This window comes from Actinopolyspora xinjiangensis (assembly GCF_900104475.1).
Classification (GTDB): domain Bacteria; phylum Actinomycetota; class Actinomycetes; order Mycobacteriales; family Pseudonocardiaceae; genus Actinopolyspora; species Actinopolyspora xinjiangensis.
In genome coordinates, this window is sequence record NZ_FNJR01000014.1 from 33,407 (window position 1) to 55,009 (window position 21,603).

Sequence of the window (21,603 nt, forward strand, 5' to 3'; positions counted from 1 at the left end):
CGTGACTGAACGGACTTCTCCGACCGAACCGGACCTGGCCGAGTCGGACCAGTCGGAGCAGGGCTCCCCGGAGGGACTGCCCGAGGCCGACGCCGAACAACCGCACCCGCCGGAGTCGGACTCACCCGTTCCGGATTCGGACGGTGAGTCCGCCCCCGCCGTGGGCGAGAGCAAGCTCGCCGACTCGGCCACGGTGCGCACCGGAAGCAGGCGGGTCGGAACGGGGCAGGTGCTGCAGCGGGTGCTGCTGCCGCGCTCCGAGGACCCGCTGGACGTGCGTCCGCTCTACATCGACGAACCGAAGACGGTCGCCCAGCGCGCCACGGTGCTGTCCCGGCGTTCGGTACGTGTTCCCGCGCACACCAACGTCTCGTTCGCCTCCTACTTCAACGCGTTCCCGGCCAGCTACTGGAAACGCTGGACGAAGCTGGACGAGGTCGTGCTCCGGTTGAAGGTGCGCGGCGCGGGCAGACTGGACGTGTACAGATCCAAGGCGAACGGCGACATCGTTCACCTGGAGGGCACGGCCGTCGCAAGCTCCAAGTCGTGGCGCTGGCTGGAGTTCCGGATCTCCCTCAAGCCCTTCGAGGACGGTGGCTGGATCTGGTTCGACCTGTTCACCAACGACAGCGACATCGAGGTCGACGAGGCGGCCTGGACCACCGACGTCAAGCTCCCCAAGCAGCGGGTCGTGGTCGGAACCACCACGATGCGCCCGCAGGACTGCGTGCAGACGCTGCAGACCCTCGGGGAGGACTCCCAGGTCCTCGACATCGTCGAGCGCGTGGTGGTGGCCGACCAGGGTGCCCAGAAGATCCGGGAGACCGAGGGCTTCGACGAGGCCGTTCGCCGGATCGGGGACAAGCTCCACGTCATCGAACAGCCCAACCTCGGTGGTTCCGGTGGATTCACCCGCGTCATGTACGAGGGGATCTACAATTCCGACGCCGAACAGGTGATGCTGTTCGACGACGACATCGCGATGGAGCCGGACGGCATCCTCCGCTCCAACGCCTTCGCGCGGGCATCGGTGCGGCCCGTCATCGTCGGCGGCCACATGCTCAATCTGCAGGCCAGGTCACGGCTGCACACCATGGGTGAGGTCGTCGACACCGGCGTGGCTATGTGGCGGGCGGCTCCCGGAGCGGCGACCGACCACGATTTCGCCGAGTACCCGCTGCGCAAGAGCAGGAAGCTGCACAAGCTCATCCACGCCACCTACAACGGCTGGTGGATGTGCCTGTTCCCGAGGGAGGTCATCGAGCGGACCGGGCTGCCGTTGCCGCTGTTCCTCAAGTGGGACGACGCCGAGTACCACCTGCGCGCCGGGGCGCACGGTTACCCCACGGTCTCGCTGCCGGGGGCCGCGGTCTGGCACATGCCCTGGACGGACAAGAACGACGCGACCGACTGGACGGCCTATTTCCACACCCGCAACAGGCTGATCCTCGCGGCGCTGCACAGCCCGGAGGACGTGCGCAAGAACCTGCTGAAGCAGAGCCTCAAGCTCACGCTGCGGCACCTGTTCTCCATGGAGTACTCCACCGTGGCGGTGCAGCTCAAGGCCGTCGAGGACTTCCTGGCCGGGCCGGAGGGGTTGTTCGAGAGCCTGCGCACGGCGCTGCCCGAGGTGCGAAAGCTCCGCGAGCACTACTCCGACGCGCAGACCTTCTCCTCGGCCCGGGAACTCCCTCCTCCCTCGGCGGATCCGGTGCTGGCCGAGTCGTTACTGCAGCCGCCGGCGAACTCGGCGCGGATCGCCAAGCGCGCCTCGCAGGCGTTGTTGCACAACCTCAAGCAGCCCGACCCGGAGGCCAAGCGGCGACCGCAGCTGAACGTCCCGTCCTCGAACGCTCTCTGGTTCCTGCTCGGCGCGCTGGACAGTGCCACCGTCTCCACCGCTGACGGGAGCGGTACCGTGTTCCGGCGACGTGACCCGGAGGAGTTCCGCAGGCTCGGCAGGCGAGCCCTCGCCGACTACCGCAGGCTCGTCAGCGAGTGGCCCCGCCTGCGGGAGGCCTACCGTCGAGCGCTGCCGGAGCTGACCAGTCCGGAGGCCTGGAAGCGGATGTACGAGTGACCAGTGAGACCTCGGTGGCTCGGTTGCCACGGGTGTCGGTCCGGTGGAACCTCCCCTCACCCGCTCGGGACCGGCGGGAGACACCGGGCCGGTTCCGGGCCACGTCTCCGGCGTTCCGGCGAGAGCGCGGCGCTTCGGGACTCGCCGACGACCGGGCCGAGTGCCCGACCGTCTCGAGGCCCACCGTGCCGGGCAGCGACGCCCCCGCGTCGCGGTCGCGCGGGCACGCCGGGACGGGGCGAGGCACCACCGAAAGCGAACCAGGGAGTCGGGCACGGCCGGGTACGCGCCTCCGGGAGCACAACACCGCTCCCGGCGACGTGTCCGGAGCGTACGTGCCCCGGCCGGAGAGAAAGCCGGAGACGAAGTGGACGCAGAGTTGACGACCGTGGCCACCCCCCAGGACGAGTCGGAGCCGACCACGGCGGAACGGCCACCCGCCGCCGTTACGGCGGAGACCACCGCGGTGCGTCGGGTGCAGAACGTGCTGGCCAGGGAACCCGTGGTTACGGTCGCCAAGGGTATGTCCAAGTTCGGCGACCACGCGCTCGGCTGGCTGGCGCTGGGGGCGGTCGGGGCGATCACCGACCGCCGCAGGCGCCGGGAGTGGCTCCTGGCCGCCGTCGGGGTGGCCGCATCGCACGGTGCCTCGATCGCGGTCAAACGACTGGTGCGGCGCGAACGTCCCGGTGATCCGGGGATTCGCGTGCTGGTCAGCACTCCGAGCCGGTTGAGCTTCCCCTCATCGCACGCCACTTCGACGACCACGGCCGCCGTCCTCTACGGCCGGCTGCTCGGACGCGGCTTAACTCCGGTGCTGGTGCCGCCGATGATGGTCAGTCGTCTGGTGCTCGGGGTGCACTATCCGAGTGATGTGGTCGTCGGCTCGAGTCTCGGCGGTGCCGTCGCGCTGAGCGTGCGTCGATACGTCAAACGGCGGAGGAACTGTGGCTGACAGGAACGAAGCGGGCTCCCAGCTCGGTGAGGAATCCCCTGGGGGGACGGACGAGCGCTCCGAGGGGGCGGCGGGTGCGGGTTCCGGTGGTCTCGACACCGCCACCACCGAACAGGACGCGGAGCTCGAACGTGACTCCGAGGCGGACGGTGCCGGGGCCTCCGCGGCGGGGGCGGCCCACGCCGACTCCGAGGGGCTGATCGGTTCGGAGGCCGGTGGTGAGGCCGGTGCGCTGGAAACGGAACCGGCCGGTGAGGTAGCGGCGAGCGCGGCGCGCGACGGCAAGTCCTCGGACGCTTACCACGCGAGGGTGGTGGCCGCCGCCGGAACTCCCGGTGGACTGATCAACGGCCTGATCCGGGAGCTGCGGCCCAAGCAGTGGGTCAAGAACATCCTGGTGTTGGCCGCGCCGTTCAGCGCGGGTGAGCTCTGGGCGGTTCCCACCCTGCTGGACGCGGCCGTGGCCTTCGCGGTCTTCTCCATGGCGGCCTCGGGGATCTACTTCATCAACGACGCCCTCGACGTCGAGTCCGACCGCGCGCACCCGACCAAGCGCAACAGGCCGATCGCGGCCGGGCTGATCCCGCTGCCGGTGGCCTACGCGGTGTGCGCTCTGTTGCTGGTCGGCTCGCTGGTGATATCCGGCCTGGTGAGCATGGGGCTGCTGGCCGTGATGGTCGTCTACGTCGCCGTGCAGCTCGGCTACTGCTTCGGGCTCAAGCACCAGCCGGTGATCGACCTGTGCATCGTGGCCTCCGGGTTCCTGCTGCGTGCGGTGGCGGGCGGTGCCGCCGCCGGTCTGGAGATCACCCAGTGGTTCTACATCGTGGTGGCCTTCGGTTCGCTGTTCATGGTGGCGGGCAAGCGCTACGCCGAGGTGAAGCTCGCCAACGAGACCGGCGCCAAGATCCGCAAGTCGCTGCGCGCGTACTCGGCCTCGTACCTGCGGTTCGTATGGGCCATCTCGGCGGCGATCATGATCATGTCGTACAGCCTGTGGGCCTACGACATCAGGCAGGTGGACAACTCGATCTGGGGGATCATCTCGATCATCCCGTTCGTGATCGGCATCCTGCGTTACGCGGTGGACGTGGACAAGGGCGTGGCCGGGGAGCCGGAGGAAGTGGCTCTCAAGGACAAGGTGCTGCTGGTCCTGTTCGTGATACTGGCAGGCTGCCTCTTCCTCGCCTTCTACCTTTGAGTGAGTTTTCGACTCGGTCGTCGCGGGTGGTGGCTGTGTGACCTCCGACCGCCTGGCGGTGACCGCCGACTGCCCCGCGATTTTCCTCGAGAAATCGCCGCACGGGTGAGAGTCGAGCGTTCGAGAAGCGCGCCGCTCAGTCGTCCGAGCCGACCGGGAGGGAACGGCCGCCGGTCATCCGCACCAGTTCGTCGTGGGTGGTGGGAAACACCGTGCGGGGTGTGCCGCCCGCCGCCCAGACCCGCTCGTAGTCGGCGAGCGCGCTGTCCACCACCGTGGGCAGCGCTCGGGGATGTCCCAGGGGAGCCACCCCGCCGATGGCCTGGCCGGTGACTCTGCGCACCTGTTCCGGTTTGGCCCGGGTGAGCGGTTGCCACCCCAGCCGCTCCACCAGCGCGTCCGTGTCGACCCGGTGACGTCCGCTGGTCAGCACGAGAACGGGCTCGTCCCCGGTGAGGAACACCAGGCTGCTGGCGATCGCTCCGGGGTCGCAGCCGAGTGCCGCCGCGGCGTCGGCGGCGGTCCGGGTCGACCCCGGCATCTCCCGGATCTCACCGGTCACCCCGGCCGACCGGAGGTGGCGGGCCACCTCCTTGCTGCGTTCCGGGAGCAAGCTCTCCGAGGGCACGGTCGTCTCCGACTGCACGCGGCGAACCTCCGTACGGTTTTTCGGCGCACTGGGCCGACCTGTCGAGACAGTTCGCACTCTAGCGCACCATACTTCGGGCATGACCGAATCGGCCGGGCATGGTGCCCGTTTCCCCGTGTCGTTGGAGACGTTGCGCCGACTGCGCGCCACCCGTTGGTTCACCGACGCCGAGGTTACCGAGAGTGACCTGCGTTCCGTGCTGGAGGTGGCACGCTGGACCGGTTCGGCTCGCAACCGCCAGCCCTGGCGGGTGCACACCGTGCGCGATCCGGACACCCGGGCGGAGCTCGCCGATTGTGGCGGTTACGCCCTGCATCTCGGGCAGGCGCCGGTGGTGGTGCTGCTGGCCCTGGATCGCAGGGGAGCCGATGCCGAGTTCGACGGTGGCAGATTCGCGCAGAATCTCATGACCGCCGCGGGACTGCTCGGGCTGGGCTGCTGCCCGGCGACGTTCTTCCCGGAGGCCAACGTGGAGCGGGTCACGGCGCTCGCCGGATTCGGTTCCCCGTGGTCGGTGCGTACCGGTATCGCGCTGGGCTGGCCCGCACTCGCCCCGCCTGGCAGGTCCGCGATCCCGCGCGGCAGGCTGCCGCTGGACTCCCTCTGGTCGGGGGAGTGAGCCGGTTCCCGGCAGGAGATCCGTGTGAGGGGCGCGCTTTCCACAAGGCGCCGTACGGGCACGGCTGATCATCGGGTTTCCGGTCGCGGCGACGAGCAGGGCGATCCCCTTCGTGGTTTCCGGGTGCGCCGCAGGAGGACCAGCTCCCGGGCAGTGGTGATCTCGCGGGGATCGCCGTTCCCGCGGTGAGGTACGATCCGGGTGACGTCGGTTCTTGGCGAAACGCGCCCGGCAACCGGAGCGAACCGCGAACCCGTCAGTAGTAGGAGTACTCCGGCAGGGGTTGACCGGATGCTTTGCGCAACGCGTCGGCCACGTTCTGCAGCCACCACACGGCGAACCGCGCGGGGGTGAGCGGATCACTCCAGTCGGCCGTCTTGTCGAAGTGCTCGTCGATGGGCGGACGGCCCGGGCCGAGCACACCGTGCTCCACGCCGTAGGCGATGCGCATGTTCACCAGCACCCAGAACCACGCCTCGACCTGTTCGGCGTCGCGCAGCACCAGCCGTTCGCCCGTGGCGGGGAGGGTGCTCAACGCCACGTCGGCGTCCTCGCGGAGCCGGTTGATCAGGTCGGCCTCCAGCCAGCCCCGCAGCGCGTCGTCGTCCACGGGGTCGCACCAGCTGTCGCGCAGGGCGCGCAGCATGGTGGAGTCCAGCGGTGTGACGGGAAGCGGGAGCGAGAGTCGTTCGCACAACCAGTCGTACTCGCGGTACTCGTCCAGCCTTCCCTGGATGAGCTCGCGATATCGTGGCAGTGAAGCGCGTAGCCACTTGAACATGGTCGAATCGAACTCAGCGACCAGCTCGTCGTCCACAATGGAGCACTTCACGGCCATATCCGAGTCTCCCATCGCCCGGCCCCGAATCCGATGTCGATTCTCGCAGCCGACCCGACGGGAGTCACAACCGCATCCGCGATGTGATAACGAGTGGCGCTCCTGGGGCTCAACCGCAGGTCACGCCACTCGTCCGATCGGTGCTCGGTCGCTCAGTAGCGGTGTGCCTCGGCCTTGCCGGTCTTGGAGTTCCAGGTGATGTAACCGTTCTGGAAATCGCTGCGCCGTCCGATTTCGATGTCGTACTCATTGGAAGTGGGAAAGCCCAGCCAGGATTTCTCGGCGCCGAGCTCCAGCCACAGATCGCGGATCGTGCCCTGCACCGAGTGCGGTCCGGTGGATTCGCTCCAGTAGACCGAGGCTCCCAGGTGGTCGGCGCCGCGGAAGTGGGTGTAGACGCCCTTGCCGCCGGGGGTGTCGGTCGTGGTGGACGTCGGGTAGTCCAGGAAACCGCGCTCGTAGCCGTGCTTGGCCCAGAACTGCCTCGGCGGTCCCCACACGCCCTGAGCTCCGGTATCCGGGGTCCAGTAGATCGAGGCGACTCCGATCGCGTCGGTTCCCACGAAGTGGTTGTAGCGCCCCTTGCCGTCGGGGGTCGTCAGCTCGTCGGTGGTGGGCACCCCGTAGGTTTCGTGCGTGCCGACCTCGGTGTAGCGGGCCGCGATGGCGCCGTGCACCTCGTGTGTCCCGGTGTCGTCGGTGTGGTACATCCAGCCGTTCTGGAACTGCTGGTAGGAGATCCCGTCCACGTGGTACTCGGTGTCCACGGGGTGCCCGAGCGTCTCGCGCAGCTTCGGGTCGTTCCAGTAGCGATGTTCGATTGGGGTGAACTCGGCCGACGAGGCCCGCTGCTGGGCTCGTTGTCGCTCGCGCGGCGTGTCGACGTCGCCGCTGGCGGTGCCGGACAATCCCAGGGAGAGGGTGGCCGCGAGCAGAGTGGCGGCTGCCGCCACCGCTCTGCGGAAGATCGAACCGTTTCCGGAAAACACGGGATGCTCCTGTTCAGCTCGGCGATTCCGAACGACGTCCAGCGTGGGCGCGGGGCCCCGAGTGTTGTGGTACGGACACGGCCGAACCCGTGGCTCGTCCCGGTTTTTCACCTGTTCGAGATAACGAAGGGCCTTCCGGAGCGGATCCGGAAGGCCCTTCTGGACTATCGGAGCGTCACACCTCTCGGGTGCTCAGCCCGGTGCGACCGGTTCGGTCACCACGGCCGGTCGACGATCTCGCCGGTCTCCGGGTAGTAGGTGATCTGACCACCCTGGAAGTCGACTCGATAGACGCCGTCCACCTCGTACTGACCGCTGGTCGGGTAGCCCAAGTAGGAACGCTCCCAGCCCAGCTGCTGCCACCGGTCGCGGATACCGCCGAAGATCCCGTGCGCCCTGCCGACGGCCTTGCTGTAATAGATCGAGCTGCCGCCCGCACCGTTGAAGTGGTTGTAGGCGCCCTGTCCGTCCGGGGTGATGCGCTGGTCGGTGGTCGGGTAGCCCAGGACACCGCCCGGCCCGCCGTACTTGGAACTCGCGTACTTGTAGGCGATCTTGCCCTGCACCGAGTGCGCCTGCGTGGGCTTGCTCCAAGCGATCAGGGCGAACTGGCCGTTCTGACCGCTGAAAGCGTTGTACCTGCCGCTGTAACCGAAATCCTCATAGCCGGGGAGTTCGTCGGTGATCGGGTAGCCCAGCGGGCCGGTGACCCCGCCGCTCGCCGTCCACTTGTCGTAGATGGCGCCGTAGACCGCGTGGGTGCGCCCGTTTTCCGCTATCCACCAGCCCTCTTTGGCCCAGTAGATGGCGCCGCCGCCGGTTCCGGCGAACTCGTTGTAGCGGCCCTGACCGTCAGCGGCGGTCTTCTCGTCCGAAGTCGGATACCCCAGCGGGCCGGTGACACCGTTGAGTTCCTGCCACTTGTCGTAGATCTCGCCGTAGACCGCGTTGGCCTTACCGGTGTCCGGGTTCCAGTAGATGGCGCCGCCGCCGGTTCCGGCGAACTCGTTGTAGCGGCCCTGACCGTCAGCGGCGGTCTTCTCGTCCGAAGTCGGATACCCCACCGGACCGGTGACGCCACCCAGCTTCTGCCACTTGTAGTGAATCGTGCCGTACACCGCGAACGCCTCATCGGCCTCCGGCGCCAGGTAGATGGCGCCGCCGCCGGTTCCGGCGAACTCGTTGTAGCGGCCCTGACCGTCAGCGGCGGTCTTCTCGTCCGAAGTCGGATACCCCACCGGGCCCTGCCCGGCGCCCAGCGCGCGCCACTTCGCCAGGATCTTGCCCTGCAGCACGTGGGCCTGCGTCTCGTTGGTCCAGTAGATGGCGCCGCCGTTGGCGAACTCGCTGTACTGGCCCCGGCCGTCCGGTGTGGCGGCGGTGTCGGTGGTCGGGTAACCCAGGTGGCCACCACCGCCACCCTCGGCGCGCCACTTCTTGAGCACGGGCTCACCGAGCACGTGGGCTTGCGCGCCCTCCGGCGCGTAGATCGCGCTCGTTCCCCGCTCGGAGTTCACGAACTCGCCGTAGGGGGTTCCCAGGTCGTCGGTGAGCACGTTGGTGGCGGGAACGCCGAGCGCCTCGTGGCCGCCCGCGTTCAGGTATGCCTCCAGCACGGCACCCGAGACGGAGTGCACGCCCTGGCCTTCCGACCAGTAGATCCGGGCGTTGTCGTACTGCTGGTAGCGGACCGAGTCGCTGACCACCTGTTCCTCGCCGACCGGCTCGCCCAGCCGCTGCTGCTCGGCCTCGCTGAGGTTCTGGTAGTACTCGTCGATCTTGCCTGCGCCGGGGCCCTCGTCGACCTGGTCGCCGCCGTCGCCGGAACCGTCGCCCGAGCCGTCGCCGGTGGAACCGTCGTCGGTGGAACCGTCATCCGTCCCGCCGTCGGAGTTCCCGTCGGTGGAGCCGGAGTCGTCGGTGGAGCCGGAGTCGTCGGTGGAGCCGGAGCCTCCATCGGTGGCTCCTCCGTCGGTGGAACCATCGCCTGAGCCGTCGGTCGAGCCGTCGGTCGAGCCGTCGGTCGAGCCGTCGGTCGAGCCGGAGTCGTCGCTGGTCCCGCCGTCGGAGTTCCCGTCGGTCGAGCCGGAACCGTCACCGGAGGTGTCGTTCCCGGAGTCCCCAGAGTCCGAAGAGCCCGAGCCGTCGGTCGAGCCGTCGCCGGAGCCGTCGTCGGCGGAACCGGCCTTCTCCTGGGTCGACTGGGTGGTCTGCGTGTCCTGCTCGGGCTGTTCGGTGGCCGCGGCCGCGGGTGCGGCCGTGACCAGGGCGGCTGCCGTGCTCAGCGCGACGGCGTGCCCCACGAGATTCTTGACCGTCACATTGTCCCCTTTCTGGTCTCGTTCCATGATCGGACGAAAGGGGCGTGAATGTCGCGTCCTGTTATCGTTTCGCAGTCGAATTTACCCGTGCAACTGTCTCGTTCGAAGGTGTAACGCGGTGACTCGGACAACACACCACGTTTCCCTCGTGACTCCGCGTCGTCAGTGCTCGCGGCTTTGGCCGAGTGAGGAAGTGGCGTCGAATGGGCAAACGATCCCGAGCGGTTCGGTCACGGCGGGCGGAATTCCGGGAAAACCCGTTTACCGCCGGTGGTGGAGTGTTTCGGACCGTTGTTCCGACGGGCGGGGCGACAAACCGGTGCACGAGTCCGGCACCGCGGCGAACGGCCCGCGACACGAATACGCCCGGTGCGCGTTCCCCGAAGAACGCGCACCGGGCGGCGTCCGGTAGTCACTCGGCCGTGATTGCCCGCTCGTCGTCGCGGCCCCAACCGCGCGGATCAGGTGGGAAGGCCGACGGACCGGAGCGCTCCGGCCGGGGAGGCCGGCTGAGCGAGGTCAGAACGGCAGCCTGCGGAACACCACGCGGGGCAGGTGGCGCAGCACGCTCATCACGTAGCGGAACTGGGCCGGGGCCCAGACGAGTTCCCTGCCCTTGCGCACCGCGTTCACGATGATGTCCGCGACCTGCTCGGGGGTCTGCGCCAGCGGTGCCTCCTTGAGCCCTTCGGTCATCTTCGACTTGACGTGGCCGGGGCGCACCACCGTGACCTTGATCCCCGAGGGGCGCAGCGCCTCGGTCAGACCGGTGTAGAACCCGTCCATGCCCGCCTTGGCCGAGCCGTAGGCGAAGTTGGAGCGACGCACCCGCTCCCCGGCGACGGAGGAGAGCGCGACGATGTGGCCGTGGCCCTGTTTGCGCAGGTGCTCGGCGAGCAGCACGCCGACGGTCACCGGGGCGACGTAGTCGATTTCGGCCATCTCCCGAGCCGCCGCCACGTCGGTCCAGAGTTTCTCCTGGTCACCGAGCACGCCGAACGCGACGATGCTGATGTCGATGTCCCCCTCGCCGAAGGCCTTGTCCAGGGTCTCGGCGTGGGTGTCGGGGTCACGGGCGTCGAACGGCACGGTGGTCACCGTGCTGCCCGTCCCGCGCAGCCGCTCCGCCGCCGCCTCCAGCCGCTCCGAGGGGCGGGCCGCCAGGACGATGCGGAGCGGGCGCTGCCGCGCGTAGCGCTCGGCGGTGGCCAGCGCGATGTCCGAGGTGCCGCCGAGCAGCAGCAGGGACTGGGGGTTGCCAACCGCGTCGATCACAGGTTCAGCCTCCTGGCCAGGTCGGAGCGGAAGATTCCTTCGGGGTCCACCGCGGCGCGTGTCTCGCGCCACTCGTCGATGCGCGGGTACATGCGCTCGATCATCTCGGGAGTGGTGCGCGACTCCTTCGCGAGGTACAGCCTGCCGCCGGCTTCGAGCACCATCTCGTCCAGGTCCCGGCACAACCGGTCGAGGCCGGGGGTCACGGGAATATCGACGGTGAGCGTCCACCCCTCGTCCGGGAACGACATCGGGGCGGCGTTTCCGGGGCCGAACGTTTTGAGGACGTTCAGGAACGAGACGTGTCCCGAAGCGCTGATCTTGTCGATCGAGCGCCGGAACATCTGCTCCTGGCCGAACGGCACCATGAACTGGTACTGCAGAAAGCCGTTCGAACCGTACACACGATTCCATTCGCCGACCAGATCGAGCGGGTGGAAGAACTGTGTGATGTTCTGCACCGAGCCGTACTTCGTAGGTGCTTTGCGGTACCAGACCTCGTTGAAAGCGGTGATGGTGTACTTGTTCACCAACCCGTTCGGAAATACCGGTGGTGCCGTCATCAGTTGGGGAGCGTCGAATCCGAGCGGATTCTTCCGCAGTTTTTTCGGGAGTTCGTTGAGGGTGGCCGGATTGCCACGTGTGAGCAGGGCGCGCCCCATCCGGTCGCCCCGCGCCAACGAGTCGAACCAGGCGACCGAGTACACGTAGTCGTCGTCGGAGCCGTCCGTGAAGTGCTCGAGCAGTTCGTCGAGGTTGCGGGTCTGGATGTTGTCGACCACGAAGTAGGCCGTCTCGACACGTTTGAGGCGAATGGTGGCGCGGACGATGATCCCGGTCATCCCCATGCCGCCGACCGTGGCCCAGAACAGCTCGGCGGACTCACCCTCGGGAGTGAGCGTGCGCACCTCGCCGTCCGCGGTCAGCAGATCGAGGGAGAGCACGTGGCTGCCGAACGACCCCTGGGAGTGGTGATTCTTGCCGTGGATGTCCGCCCCGATCGCCCCGCCGACGGTCACCTGCCGGGTGCCGGGCAGCACCGGTAACCACAGTCCGTGCGGCAGGAGCCTGCGCATCAGGGTGTCCAGCGACACGCCCGCGTCCACGTCGACGACCGCGTTGTCGACGTCGATCGTGTGAATCCGGTCGAGCGCGGTCATGTCGATGACGGTGCCGCCCGCGTTCTGCGAGGGGTCGCCGTAACTGCGGCCGAGCCCTCTGGCGATCAATCCTCGCGGGCCGGCCTCGCGCACCACGCGGGCGATGGTCTCGACATCCGGCGTGCTGACGACCTCGGCCATGGTGGGTGCGGTGCGACCCCAGCCCGTCAGCATCCTGTGCTCGTTGTTAACCGATCCCACCGTGACGAGTCTATCCGCGTGCCGTGCCACGACAGCGCCGGGTGAACCCGTCCCCCACTCGACTGACCGGTTGGGTGGCTACACTTGCCCCGAGTCAGGGGCGGCGGGTGACCTGTGGGCGGATCGTCGTCGGGCCCGGAGCCCGCTCCAGTGTCGTCGCGACAGCCGAGGTGAACGAGTGGCCGTGGCCGAAAGCACCGCCGAACCCGAGACCAAGCAACTGGGAATCCTCAACCAGCTCGTTCGGTTCGGTCTCATCGGGGCCGTCTGCGCGATGCTGGACTACGGCTCGTACATGACGCTGCTCGCGTTGGACTTGCCGAACTGGCTGGCCCGCACGCTGGCGTTCGTGCTCGGCACCAGCGCTTCCTACGTCGCGAACCGAAGACTGACCTTCGCCGGTGCCAACACCGGCAACACCAAGGCGAAGGCCGGGGCGTTCGTGCTGGTCTACGTGGTGACCTTCTTCGTCAACATCGGCACCAATCAGCTGCTGTTCCTCTGGCTGCCGGAATTCGGCTTCGTGTACGGGGCCCAGTTCAAGTGGACGCTGTGCTGGCTGGCGGGCCAGGCACTGGGCACCGGCATCAACTTCGTGCTGCTGCGCTGGGTCGTCTTCCGCGAGTGAGCCCTGGCTCGTCAGGCCCGGTACTCCGGCCCGAGCGGCGTTCCGCGACCGGCGCCGCCGGTCGCGGAACGGTCGGTCAGTCCGTTCCCCGCTGGTTGGTGGAGCCGTCCACGTGCCCGATGTCGTCACCGTCGGAGCCGGAGTCATCCCCCGACGAGGTGTCGTTGCGGTCGTCCGAGCTCGGGACGTCGCCGGGCAGTTGCACCGGCCTGCTCAACGGCCCCGGACTCCAGGTGCCCCAGTGGGTCTCCCACTCGATGTCCATGGCGGCCTGAGCGGGCAGGGCCTCCGGACGGTACGGATCCACCGTGTAGAGCGTTCCCCAGTCGCGGTGGATGTTGCCCCGCAGGTAGGTCGGCATCTCGCGCATGCTCGCGGTGACGTTGAGCCAGCCGAAAGGTCCGGCGGCGTCCGGCGAGGACCATCCCTGGCCCACCGAGCGCAGCGTGCCGCCCGCGCTGACGCGGAAGCGCGGTACCTCCGCGATCCCGTGCCGGATGTCCGGCAGGTCCAGGCACGGGTGCTGGAAGGCGGCCGTCCACTCCACGAAGGTGGGGGCGTCGCCGATGAACTCGGTCATGTTCGTCAGGCGAGGAGCGCGGGGTGCGCTCACGGCGAGCCAGCCGTCCTCGCCGAGGGATTGATCGACGGCGATCACCCGGGCCTGCTCGGCGCCGTCCGCCCTGCCGTCCACGCTGATCCTGGCGTCCCGCCAGTCGGGAGCTGGTCCCGTCAGCACGGGACGGCGGTCCATGATCTCGAAGCCGTCCTCGGTCCGCTTGCCGAACTCCACGTAGAGCCTGTTCGCCCCGCGCACGTTCCCGGCCAGCGTGAGCACCACGGGCACGTTGCCCTCGCGGGCGCGTTTCGGCAGGTCGTACCACTGGGTGCGAAGTTCACCGGTGTTGGTGCCGGTGCCGCCTTCATCGTGGCTGCCCCAGACCGGCGCGTCGTCATCGCCCAGCCCGTAGGGTGGGTTCCAGTCCTTGCCGCCGGACTCGTTTTCGGAGGGCAGCCCGTCACGCCGGTAGCCCTCCATCTTCGCTCCGAGGTAGTCCCGCGGGGACTCCTCGGGCGAGACCCGGTCGGGGGCCTCCATGTCCGAAACGGGGGTGTCTGGCTGTCGTTCGGAGACCCGGAGCATGCCCTCGGTGGGGTTCTTCTCCACGTACACGTAGTCCGACAGGCCGCAGCTGTCACCTGCCAGCTGCTTGGCCGAGTCCTTGCCGAGGCTGTAGCTGCCCCACTGCTCCTGTATGGCCTTGCCGAACGTGGCCAGCTCGCCGATGACCAGCAGTGCGCAGACCACGGACAGCGGCGCGGTACCCAGCCGCAGCGCACGGCTGCGGCCTTCAACACCGGTACGGCCGTTGCGGTCGAGCTTCGGCGGGTGGACCACGTGCGGTCGGTGCTCGTCGATCCGCAGGTGCTCGATGACCGCCACCACCAGTGCTATCCCCGCGACGACCAGCAGGAGGGTGCTCGCGCTGTAGCCGCTCACGGAGGGGGGGATGTTGTTCCAGGGGATTCCCCAGCCCGAGACGTACCACCAGGCGTTGGGGCCGGTGGCGGCGAGCGCGCAGATCGCCATCAGGCCGGCGAAGAACGCGGCGCGGTTGCGCCGTGAGCGCAGTACCGTGCCGCTCGTGGCCAGCGCGGTGAGCGCGGCGAGCGCACCCCCCACCGCCGCGAAGATGCCGAAGTGGTGCGTCCACTTGGTGGGGGTGAGTACGAGCACGAAGAACGTCAGCGCTGTCATTCCCAGCAGTCGCCTGCTCGGGCCGAGGGCGGCCCCCCTGATACGGCCGCGGCGCAGCAGCACCACGGCGCAGGTGACCAGGCACAGGATCACCAGCAGCACCGGGAAGCGCCGGGTCATCGACCCGTCGGGGATCTGGCTGAACAGCAGCGAGTAGCGGCTCAGTTCCTGGTACCAGCTCAGGCTCGGACCGATCTCGCCCCGCAGCTGCGTCGATTCCAGCACCGACTGCCAGGTCTGGTCCCAGTAGACGATGTTGAGGATCGCGAAACCGCAGGCCGATAGGGGCGCGAGCACCGGCAGCCAGCCGAACTCCCTGATGCGCTGGCTCACGAGCCGGAACAGCGGTTTGAAGGCGACCACGAAGGGCAGCACGGCCATCAGGCCGTGCGGGTTGGCCCCCACCGCCAGCGCCGCTCCGAACAGCCCGACGGCGGCGGGCAGCAGCCGCTTCGTGGCCACCGCTCGCTCCACCCCGGCCAGGGCCAGCAACGAGAACAGCACGACCACGGGCTCCGGGCGGAGACCGTTGTTGTAGGGCAGCCAGAAGGCCAGGAAGACGGCGGCGGCGGCCCATCCCGCCGCGCGGCTGCGGCGGACCTGCTGTCCGAGTCTGGGGAGTATCTCCCGGCTGATCAGCAGCCAGCTCGCTATCCCCATCAGCAGCGCGGGCAGCCGCATCCACGGGGTGGCGGCGGAGACCCTCACCCACAGCGAGTAGAGCTCGTAGAACCAGCCGAACGGGGATTCCGGCGCCCCGAACCAGCGGTAGTAGTTGCTGATGTAGCCCGCGCTGTCACGGGAGCGGGCTATCGAGAGGATGTAGCCGTCATCTGAGGTCATCGCCCCGATCAGCCACCAGATGACCAGTGCCGCCAGTACGGAGGCGTCCCGCCAGGTCGGTTTCCACCACCCGGCCGGTACGAGCTTGGGGGGACGCCGCCCGGCACGGAGGTCGAGTCGGCGTATCACGATCACGCAGCCTATGAAGCACAGCAGCCCCAGCCCGATGACGACGAACTTGAGGATCGTCGCGCTGGTGGACCAGCGAGTGTCGACCTGAGCCCGGAACGAGACGCCGTCGATCGGATCCTGTCGCTCTTCGAGGTCGGAGTAGATACCGGTCAGCTGCGGGCGACGGTCCCCGCTCGTCACGCTGGCCAGCGGTTTTTCTCCCACGCTCGCGGTGGTCCGCGTGCCGTCGGAGGTTATCGAGATCGTGCAGTCGCCGTCGGGGATGGTGGCGCTGCCGAGCCGGCTTCCCCGCGACAGCAGGGTGAGCCGTCCGTCCTCGACACGTAACACCATTCCGGTGAGGTCGCCGTACTCGGAGGAGGGCGGGGTCGTACTCAGCAGGGTGGCCGGCCCGGACGTCCTGGAGTCGAGGCTGCGGGCCGCCGAGCACGGCGCGGTGAACTCGAGATCGACCGGCGAGTAGACGACCAGCGGCGCGGAGACCGGGTCGGTCCCCTCGGCCGTTGGCCACCTGAGGTTGGTGATCCCGTGGTTGACGGGCAGGAACGGAACCGACAGCGAGAGGATCGTTCCCACGATTCCGAGTGCCGCGGCGATCACGCGAAGGCGTTTGCGGGAATCGGCACTCGCCGTGTTGTCGCGACCCCCAACGTCGTCGGGGTCGTTTCCCCGATTGGGCCGCTCGTCCTCTTTCCGCCCGACGTTAAGCACGGGTGGAGAATAGTAGGTGCTCACGCGACGCCGTTTCGCGGCATCGCCGGTCTGTGTGGCCCGACACGTCCTGCCCAGCGTCGTCGATGCGATTCAGTGGTTTTGTCCGATGTCCGCCTTCGGAGTGATCCCGGAGGGGTGCGGTGGAATTCTCGCCCGGCCGTCGCGTGGCCGGGCGAGCGTGGAACGGGAGGTGTCCCGTTCACCTGCGGAAGAAGCGTTCGCGCCTGCCGAGCCGGAGAAGCCGGAGCCATTCCAGGAAATCCTTCGGGCTGCGACGTTGCCACACGAAGTAGAGCCCGAATCGTGCCACCTCGAGCATGCCGATTCCGCGCATGCCGGGCTGGGCCAGCAGATAGCCCCGATTACGGTAGGTGTAGTAGCGCTTCGTGCTGTCCTCCGGATCCTGCGCATGAAATTTCCCACGCAGCATCGGCTTGAATTCGGCGGAGCCGTCGGGGTGCAGGAAGCGGGTGCGCAGCGTGGTGCCGAACGGCAGTCCCGATCGGACCATCCGGCGGTGGATCTCCACCTCGTCGCCGCGGAAGAACAGCCGGTAGTCGGGCACGCCGACCACGTCCAGCGTGCCTGCCCGGAACAGCGCGCCGTTGAACAGCGAGGCGATGCCGGGCAGGAAGTCGTGCTCGGAGCCGGTGCCGCGCAGCTCCTCCGGGTGGCGTTTCCAGGTCAGCCCTCGCCGCAGCGGGAAGGCCAGCGTGTCCGGGCGGTCGATGTTGACCACCACCGGTGAGACGGCCGCGAGACCGCGGGTGCGCGCCTCTTCCAGCAGGGTGCTCAGCGCGTGCTCGTCGGCGGGGCGCCCGTCGTCGTCACCGAGCCAGATCCATTCCGCCCCGAGTGAGAGGGCGTGCATCATGCCGAGCGCGAAGCCGCCCGCGCCGCCCAGGTTCCGCCGCGAGGGCAGGTAGGTGGCGGGTACCGGGCACTCGGCCACCACCTCGGCGGCGGGTTGGTCGGGACCGTTGTCCACCACGACGAGGTGGTCGGGCGGCCGCGTCTGGTTCCCGATCACCTTCAGCGACTCGGCCAGCAGTTCCGGGCGGTGGCGCGTCACGATCACCGTCACCACCGCGTCCGCCGGCAGTGGTGCGGATTGTCCGGATTCCGTCATCAGCCCTCGTTGCTTCCGATGGTCGCGGTCGAAGCCTGCTCCTGCTGCATCCTGGCCTTCGCCTGCGGGCTGAGGTTCTCGAAGGGGTCCTTGCCTTTGTAGTGCGTGAGCACCTCGCGCAGCGGGCCGTGCTCCTTGATCCGGCCCTTCTCCATCCAGATGGCCGTGCTGCACAGCTCGGCCAGGAACTCGTCGGAGTGCGAGGCGAACACCAGCATTCCGGAACGCTTGACCAGCTCGTTGAGCCTGCTTTTGGCCTTGTCCAGGAACTCCGCGTCCACCGCGCCGATGCCTTCGTCGAGCACCAGGATCTCGGGGTCGATGGAGGTGACCACGCCCAGCGCGAGCCGGACCCGCATACCGGTGGAGTAGGTGCGCAGCGGCATCGACAGGTAGTTCTCGAGTTCGGTGAACTCGGCGATGTCGTCGATCCGGTCTTCCATCTGCTTGCGGCTCATGCCCAGGAACAGGCCGCGGATGATGATGTTCTCCCGCCCGGAGATCTCCGGGTCCATCCCCACACCGAGGTCGAAGACCGGTGCGACTTTGCCCTCCACACGTGAGCTGCCCCTGGTCGGCTCGTAGATGCCGGACAGCAGTCGCAGCAGGGTGGACTTGCCCGCGCCGTTGTGGCCGACCAGCGCCACCCGGTCGCCGTGCCGAAGCGAGAGGTTGATGTCGCGCAGCGCCTCGATGATCGGCACCTTGCTCTCGGTGCCGATCTTGCCGCCGGTCTTGCCGAGCACGGCCTTCTTCATCGAGCGCGACTTCGCGTCGAAGATCGGGAAGTCAACGTCTGCGTTCCACACGTCGATACTGACCACGGTTCGTCGCCCTCCTTCTAGACCCAGTAGGAAACGCGGGCCCGGTAGTTGCGCATCATCAGCAGTGCCAGGGCCCAACCGCCCACTGTGATGGCCAGCACGATCAACCAGTGGTACAGATCCTGGTCGCTGCCCAGCAGCGGCGAACGGACGATGTCGACGTAATGGTAGATGGGATTTATCTGTGCGAGCCAGGCGCGCGGCCCCGCGTTCGCCTCCAGTGCCGACATGGGCCACACGATCGGTGACATGAAGAACAGCAGCTGCATGAAGCTGCTGACCACCGGTGGGATGTCGCGGAACCGGGTGCTGACGATGCCGAACAGCAGCACAACCCAGCCCGCGTTGACCAGCAGCAGCAGCAGCGCGGGGAACACGCTGAAGAAGGTCCACTTCAGGTCGGGCTGGAAGATCGCCAGAATCGCGAAGTATATGACCAGGTTGTGCAGGAACAGCAGGAACTCGCGCCACACCGTACGGAAGACGTAGATGCTGATCGGCGCGGGTAGCTGCTTGATCATGCCCTCGTTCTGGATGAACACGTCCGTGCCGGAGATGAGGCATCCGGAGATGAAGTACCAGATGATGAATCCCACGGTCATGTAGGGCACGTACTCGCTGGCATCCATGTTGAAGATGGTCGAGTACAGCAGTCCCAGCCCGGTGGCCGTGACACCCATGCTGATGGTGATCCACAGCGGCCCCAGGACGGAGCGGCGGTAGCGCTGCTTGACGTCCTGCCATCCCAGGTGCGCCCAGAGCTGTCGCTGGTGCGCTGCCCTGCTGATGTCGTCGAACACCCTGCGCCAACTGCGGGAGCGCGCCGTTACGGGCGCTGCCGCGTGTGTTTCGGTTTGGTCTGTCGTGCTGGTCGCCTGCACGTTGTGCAGCGTACCGACCGTGGCACGCGCGGTTGCGGTGGGATTCACCGCGAGGAGCATTGTCCGGTTTGCCTCGATGATCTTGCCCGGCAGGGCCGTTCGGAGGCGTGAGAGTCCCCCGAACGGTGCGAGGGGAACGCCGTACCGGGGGAGTGGGCGTTGGTGTCCGCTGCCACCGCGTCGGCCGCGGCGCGCGGGAGGTCCGAGATGCGCGGGAGATCCGAGGTGGAACGCGTGGCGGAGGGACCGGCACCGGGGTGGGCGGTTTCGGAGGCGCCCCGAAGCGGCTGGGGTGGCGAGGCGGGCGCACTCGTCCTCCCGCTCCGCTTCCGGGCGAGAAAGGTGGGAGCTTCGTCGGGGCGAGCGCCCGGAATCCGGTGTGCGGGGCCGCTCTCAGAGGTACTGCCCGTGCGTCCCCGTCCGGGGGGCGTGCTCTCCGTCACCGTCCGCGCCACCGGCGGGCAGCGCGCCCTGGCGCATCTTCTCCAGTTGGCTGCGGGCCGCGAGCTGCTGGGCGTACAGCGCGGTCTGCAAGCCGTGGAACAGGCCCTCGAGCCAGCCCACCAGCTGTGCCTGCGCGATCCGCAACTCCGACTCCGAGGGAGTTTCCTCCCGCGTGAAGGGCAGGGACAGCCGATCCAGCTCCTCGACCAGTTCCGGTGCCAGGCCCTGTTCCAGCTCGCGGATGGAGGACTGGTGGATCTCCTTCAGCCGGTTCCTGCTGGCTTCGTCGAGCGGGGCGGTACGCACTTCCTCCAGCAGTTGTTTGATCATCGTGCCTATGCGCATGACCTTGGTCGGTTGCTCCACGAGCTCGCCGAGGTTCTGCTCACCGTTCTCGCCCGGTTGCTCGGTCTTCCCCTCGTCCGAGGGCCTGCCGTCGCCCTGGGCGTGCGGGGTGGCCGCCGCTCCCACCGGTGCGTTCTCGTCACCGACCACGAACATGCGTCCTGGTTCGAAGTCCTTGCCGTCCATTCCTCAATAGTGGCGCGTCGGTGACACCGAACGCGAACGGGTGTGCGTGCTGTGTCACCGCCCCTGGGTGAGTCGTCGTGACCCGCGGTGTTCGCGGGCACCGTCGAGCGGGAGCCGGCGGAGGTTCCGCCGAGCGCGTCCCGGGAACCGGTTGGCCGATACCCCGCTGGAAGGACTCGCGTACGTGTGTGGCCGGAGCCCCGCCGGGAGCCGAGCACACGGGCGAGGTGGACTCCCGCCGCGCGGCCCGGGGCCCACTATTCGGTGGTGAGCAGGATCTTGCCGTGCACCCCACCCGCTTCCATCAGTTCGTGGGCGCGCGCCGCCTCCCGCATCGGGAGCCGGTGGTGAACGACCGGTCGTACCTCGCCGCGCTCGATCATCGGCCACGCCCGCTGGCGCACGTCGGCGACGATCGCCGCCTTGCCGTGGGGGCCTTCCAACGGCCTGCCGCGCAGTCCCAGGGCCGACATGCGCAGTCGTTTCATCAGCATCTTGCCCATGTCGAGTTCGGCCTTGCGGCCACCCTGCATCCCGATCACCGCCAGGTGGCCGTCGGGGGCGAGCGCGCTGAGGTTGCGGTCCAGGTACGAGCCCCCCATGTTGTCGAGGATCACGTTCGCTCCGCCGAGTCGTTTGACCTCGGCCACGAAGTCCTGCTCGCGGTAGTCGACGGCCGGCTCGGCGCCGAGCTCCTCGCAGAGCCGCAGTCCCGGCCCACCGCCCGCGGTGGCGGCCACCTGTGCTCCCAGAGCGCGTCCGAGCTGGATCGCGCAGGTGCCGATGCCGCCGGAGCCGCCGTGCACCAGCAGCAGCTGACCCCGCTCCAGTCCGGCCTCGTGCACGATGTTGGACCACACCGTGCAGACGACCTCGGGCAGTCCCGCCGCGTCCACGGGGTCCACGCCCGTGGGGATCGGCAGTAGCTGGGTGACGGGCACGACCACCCGCTCGGCGTAGCCGCCGCCCGCCAGCAGGGCGCACACCGCGTCACCGGGTCGCCAGCCGGTGACGCCCGCGCCCACCTCGGCGACGGTTCCGGAGCATTCCAGCCCCAGTAGTTCACTGGCGCCCTCGGGGGGTGGGTAGGAGCCCTGGCGCTGTGCCACGTCCGCCCGGTTCACGCCCGCCGCCGTGACGTCGACGGCGACCTCCCCGGGACCGGGTTCCGGGGTCGGTACTTCGCGCCACTCCAGGACATCGGGTTCACCGGCTTCGCGGATGGTGATCGCGTACATGTTCCCGACCGTAGCGCCGAGCGGTTCCTCCCGGGGCGGTGACCGGCCGGTGTTCGGCGTGTCGGTGGATTCGGGGGAGTTTCGCGGAATTGTCGCCCGATCTTCCCGTAAGGCGTTTCGGGAAAAACGGGAAATGTCTTCGTGTGTCCCGTTCCGCCACCGGAAGGGGAGTTCGCCACGCTCCGAATGTGT

Annotated in this window: 17 protein-coding genes; 5 read left to right on the forward strand and 12 right to left on the reverse strand. The window is 68.4% G+C overall.

Translation table 11 applies throughout. The features are described 5' to 3' along the window. Position 1: 1 nt before the first annotated feature. From BLQ75_RS19375 to BLQ75_RS19385, 3 genes are all read left to right on the forward strand, one after another. A complete protein-coding gene (locus BLQ75_RS19375; protein ID WP_244515742.1) occupies positions 2–2,080 on the forward strand; it encodes a glycosyltransferase in 2,079 nt (692 codons plus the stop codon). A gap of 367 nt (positions 2,081–2,447) precedes the next feature. Then, positions 2,448–3,035 carry a phosphatase PAP2 family protein gene (locus tag BLQ75_RS19380; protein ID WP_211481478.1) on the forward strand — a complete coding sequence of 196 codons (588 nt, stop codon included), beginning with the start codon at positions 2,448–2,450 and terminating at the stop codon, positions 3,033–3,035. After that, positions 3,028–4,236 (forward strand): decaprenyl-phosphate phosphoribosyltransferase, encoded by a 1,209-nt coding sequence (locus BLQ75_RS19385; RefSeq protein ID WP_211481479.1) that lies wholly within the window; start codon positions 3,028–3,030, stop codon positions 4,234–4,236. Before BLQ75_RS19380 ends, BLQ75_RS19385 begins: the two co-directional genes overlap by 8 nt. 136 nt (positions 4,237–4,372) lie before the next feature. On the opposite strand, the gene BLQ75_RS19390 is transcribed toward BLQ75_RS19385, so the two are convergent. Further along, complete coding sequence (locus BLQ75_RS19390) at positions 4,373–4,882, reverse strand: YbaK/EbsC family protein (RefSeq protein WP_211481480.1); 510 nt, start codon at positions 4,880–4,882, stop codon at positions 4,373–4,375. Positions 4,883–4,964: 82 nt separating this feature from the next. On the opposite strand from BLQ75_RS19390, the gene BLQ75_RS19395 reads away from it, so the two are divergent. Beyond that, the gene (locus tag BLQ75_RS19395; protein WP_092604112.1) at positions 4,965–5,504 is read left to right on the forward strand and encodes a nitroreductase family protein; all 540 of its coding nucleotides are present in this window, start codon (positions 4,965–4,967) and stop codon (positions 5,502–5,504) included. A 256-nt stretch (positions 5,505–5,760) separates the two neighbouring features. Here the strand turns inward: BLQ75_RS19395 and BLQ75_RS19400 are convergent, their stop codons facing one another. The 5 genes from BLQ75_RS19400 to dprE1 form a co-directional block, all read right to left on the reverse strand. Beyond that, on the reverse strand, positions 5,761–6,342 hold the full coding sequence (locus BLQ75_RS19400; RefSeq protein WP_092604113.1) for a DUF2017 family protein: 582 nt from the start codon (positions 6,340–6,342) through the stop codon (positions 5,761–5,763). Between the two features lie 152 nt (positions 6,343–6,494). Continuing rightward, on the reverse strand, positions 6,495–7,331 hold the full coding sequence (locus tag BLQ75_RS19405) for an LGFP repeat-containing protein (protein WP_092604114.1): 837 nt from the start codon (positions 7,329–7,331) through the stop codon (positions 6,495–6,497). Between the two features lie 215 nt (positions 7,332–7,546). Further along, complete coding sequence (locus BLQ75_RS19415) at positions 7,547–9,679, reverse strand: LGFP repeat-containing protein (RefSeq protein WP_139183041.1); 2,133 nt, start codon at positions 9,677–9,679, stop codon at positions 7,547–7,549. 492 nt (positions 9,680–10,171) lie between these two features. Next, the gene (gene dprE2, locus BLQ75_RS19420; protein ID WP_092604117.1) at positions 10,172–10,927 is read right to left on the reverse strand and encodes a decaprenylphospho-beta-D-erythro-pentofuranosid-2-ulose 2-reductase; all 756 of its coding nucleotides are present in this window, start codon (positions 10,925–10,927) and stop codon (positions 10,172–10,174) included. Continuing rightward, a complete protein-coding gene (gene dprE1 / locus BLQ75_RS19425) occupies positions 10,924–12,261 on the reverse strand; it encodes a decaprenylphosphoryl-beta-D-ribose oxidase (protein WP_170837582.1) in 1,338 nt (445 codons plus the stop codon). The genes dprE2 and dprE1 overlap by 4 nt, the downstream gene beginning before the upstream one ends. A 205-nt stretch (positions 12,262–12,466) precedes the next feature. On the opposite strand from dprE1, the gene BLQ75_RS19430 reads away from it, so the two are divergent. Continuing rightward, positions 12,467–12,916, forward strand: coding sequence for a GtrA family protein (locus BLQ75_RS19430; protein WP_092604119.1), 450 nt, complete (start codon positions 12,467–12,469; stop codon positions 12,914–12,916). Positions 12,917–12,992: 76 nt separating this feature from the next. On the opposite strand, the gene BLQ75_RS19435 is transcribed toward BLQ75_RS19430, so the two are convergent. From BLQ75_RS19435 to BLQ75_RS19460, 6 genes are all read right to left on the reverse strand, one after another. Beyond that, positions 12,993–16,361: an arabinosyltransferase domain-containing protein gene (locus tag BLQ75_RS19435; RefSeq protein ID WP_244515744.1), complete on the reverse strand. Its 3,369-nt coding sequence runs from the start codon at positions 16,359–16,361 to the stop codon at positions 12,993–12,995. Positions 16,362–16,563: 202 nt separating this feature from the next. Continuing rightward, complete coding sequence (glfT1, locus tag BLQ75_RS19440) at positions 16,564–17,493, reverse strand: galactofuranosyltransferase GlfT1 (protein WP_092604121.1); 930 nt, start codon at positions 17,491–17,493, stop codon at positions 16,564–16,566. Continuing rightward, positions 17,493–18,251, reverse strand: coding sequence for a galactan export ABC transporter ATP-binding subunit Wzt/RfbE (gene wzt, locus BLQ75_RS19445; protein ID WP_483069171.1), 759 nt, complete (start codon positions 18,249–18,251; stop codon positions 17,493–17,495). Before wzt ends, glfT1 begins: the two co-directional genes overlap by 1 nt. 83 nt (positions 18,252–18,334) lie before the next feature. Next, positions 18,335–19,246: a galactan export ABC transporter permease subunit Wzm/RfbD gene (wzm, locus tag BLQ75_RS19450; RefSeq protein WP_244515747.1), complete on the reverse strand. Its 912-nt coding sequence runs from the start codon at positions 19,244–19,246 to the stop codon at positions 18,335–18,337. Between the two features lie 345 nt (positions 19,247–19,591). Next, positions 19,592–20,173 carry a bacterial proteasome activator family protein gene (locus BLQ75_RS19455; protein WP_092604124.1) on the reverse strand — a complete coding sequence of 194 codons (582 nt, stop codon included), beginning with the start codon at positions 20,171–20,173 and terminating at the stop codon, positions 19,592–19,594. Positions 20,174–20,430: 257 nt separating this feature from the next. Next, positions 20,431–21,411 (reverse strand): NAD(P)H-quinone oxidoreductase, encoded by a 981-nt coding sequence (locus BLQ75_RS19460; protein WP_092604125.1) that lies wholly within the window; start codon positions 21,409–21,411, stop codon positions 20,431–20,433. Between the last annotated feature and the right edge of the window lie 192 nt (positions 21,412–21,603).

Coding starts and splice junctions, on each gene's coding strand:
- BLQ75_RS19460 (WP_092604125.1), bottom strand. CDS start 21,411: ATGTACGCGATCACCATCCGCGAAGCCGGTGAACCCGATGTCCTGGAG.
- wzt (WP_483069171.1), bottom strand. CDS start 18,251: ATGAAGAAGGCCGTGCTCGGCAAGACCGGCGGCAAGATCGGCACCGAG.
- BLQ75_RS19395 (WP_092604112.1), top strand. CDS start 4,965: ATGACCGAATCGGCCGGGCATGGTGCCCGTTTCCCCGTGTCGTTGGAG.
- BLQ75_RS19455 (WP_092604124.1), bottom strand. CDS start 20,173: ATGGACGGCAAGGACTTCGAACCAGGACGCATGTTCGTGGTCGGTGAC.
- BLQ75_RS19400 (WP_092604113.1), bottom strand. CDS start 6,342: ATGGCCGTGAAGTGCTCCATTGTGGACGACGAGCTGGTCGCTGAGTTC.
- BLQ75_RS19415 (WP_139183041.1), bottom strand. CDS start 9,679: ATGGAACGAGACCAGAAAGGGGACAATGTGACGGTCAAGAATCTCGTG.
- dprE1 (WP_170837582.1), bottom strand. CDS start 12,261: ATGCTGACGGGCTGGGGTCGCACCGCACCCACCATGGCCGAGGTCGTC.
- glfT1 (WP_092604121.1), bottom strand. CDS start 17,493: ATGACGGAATCCGGACAATCCGCACCACTGCCGGCGGACGCGGTGGTG.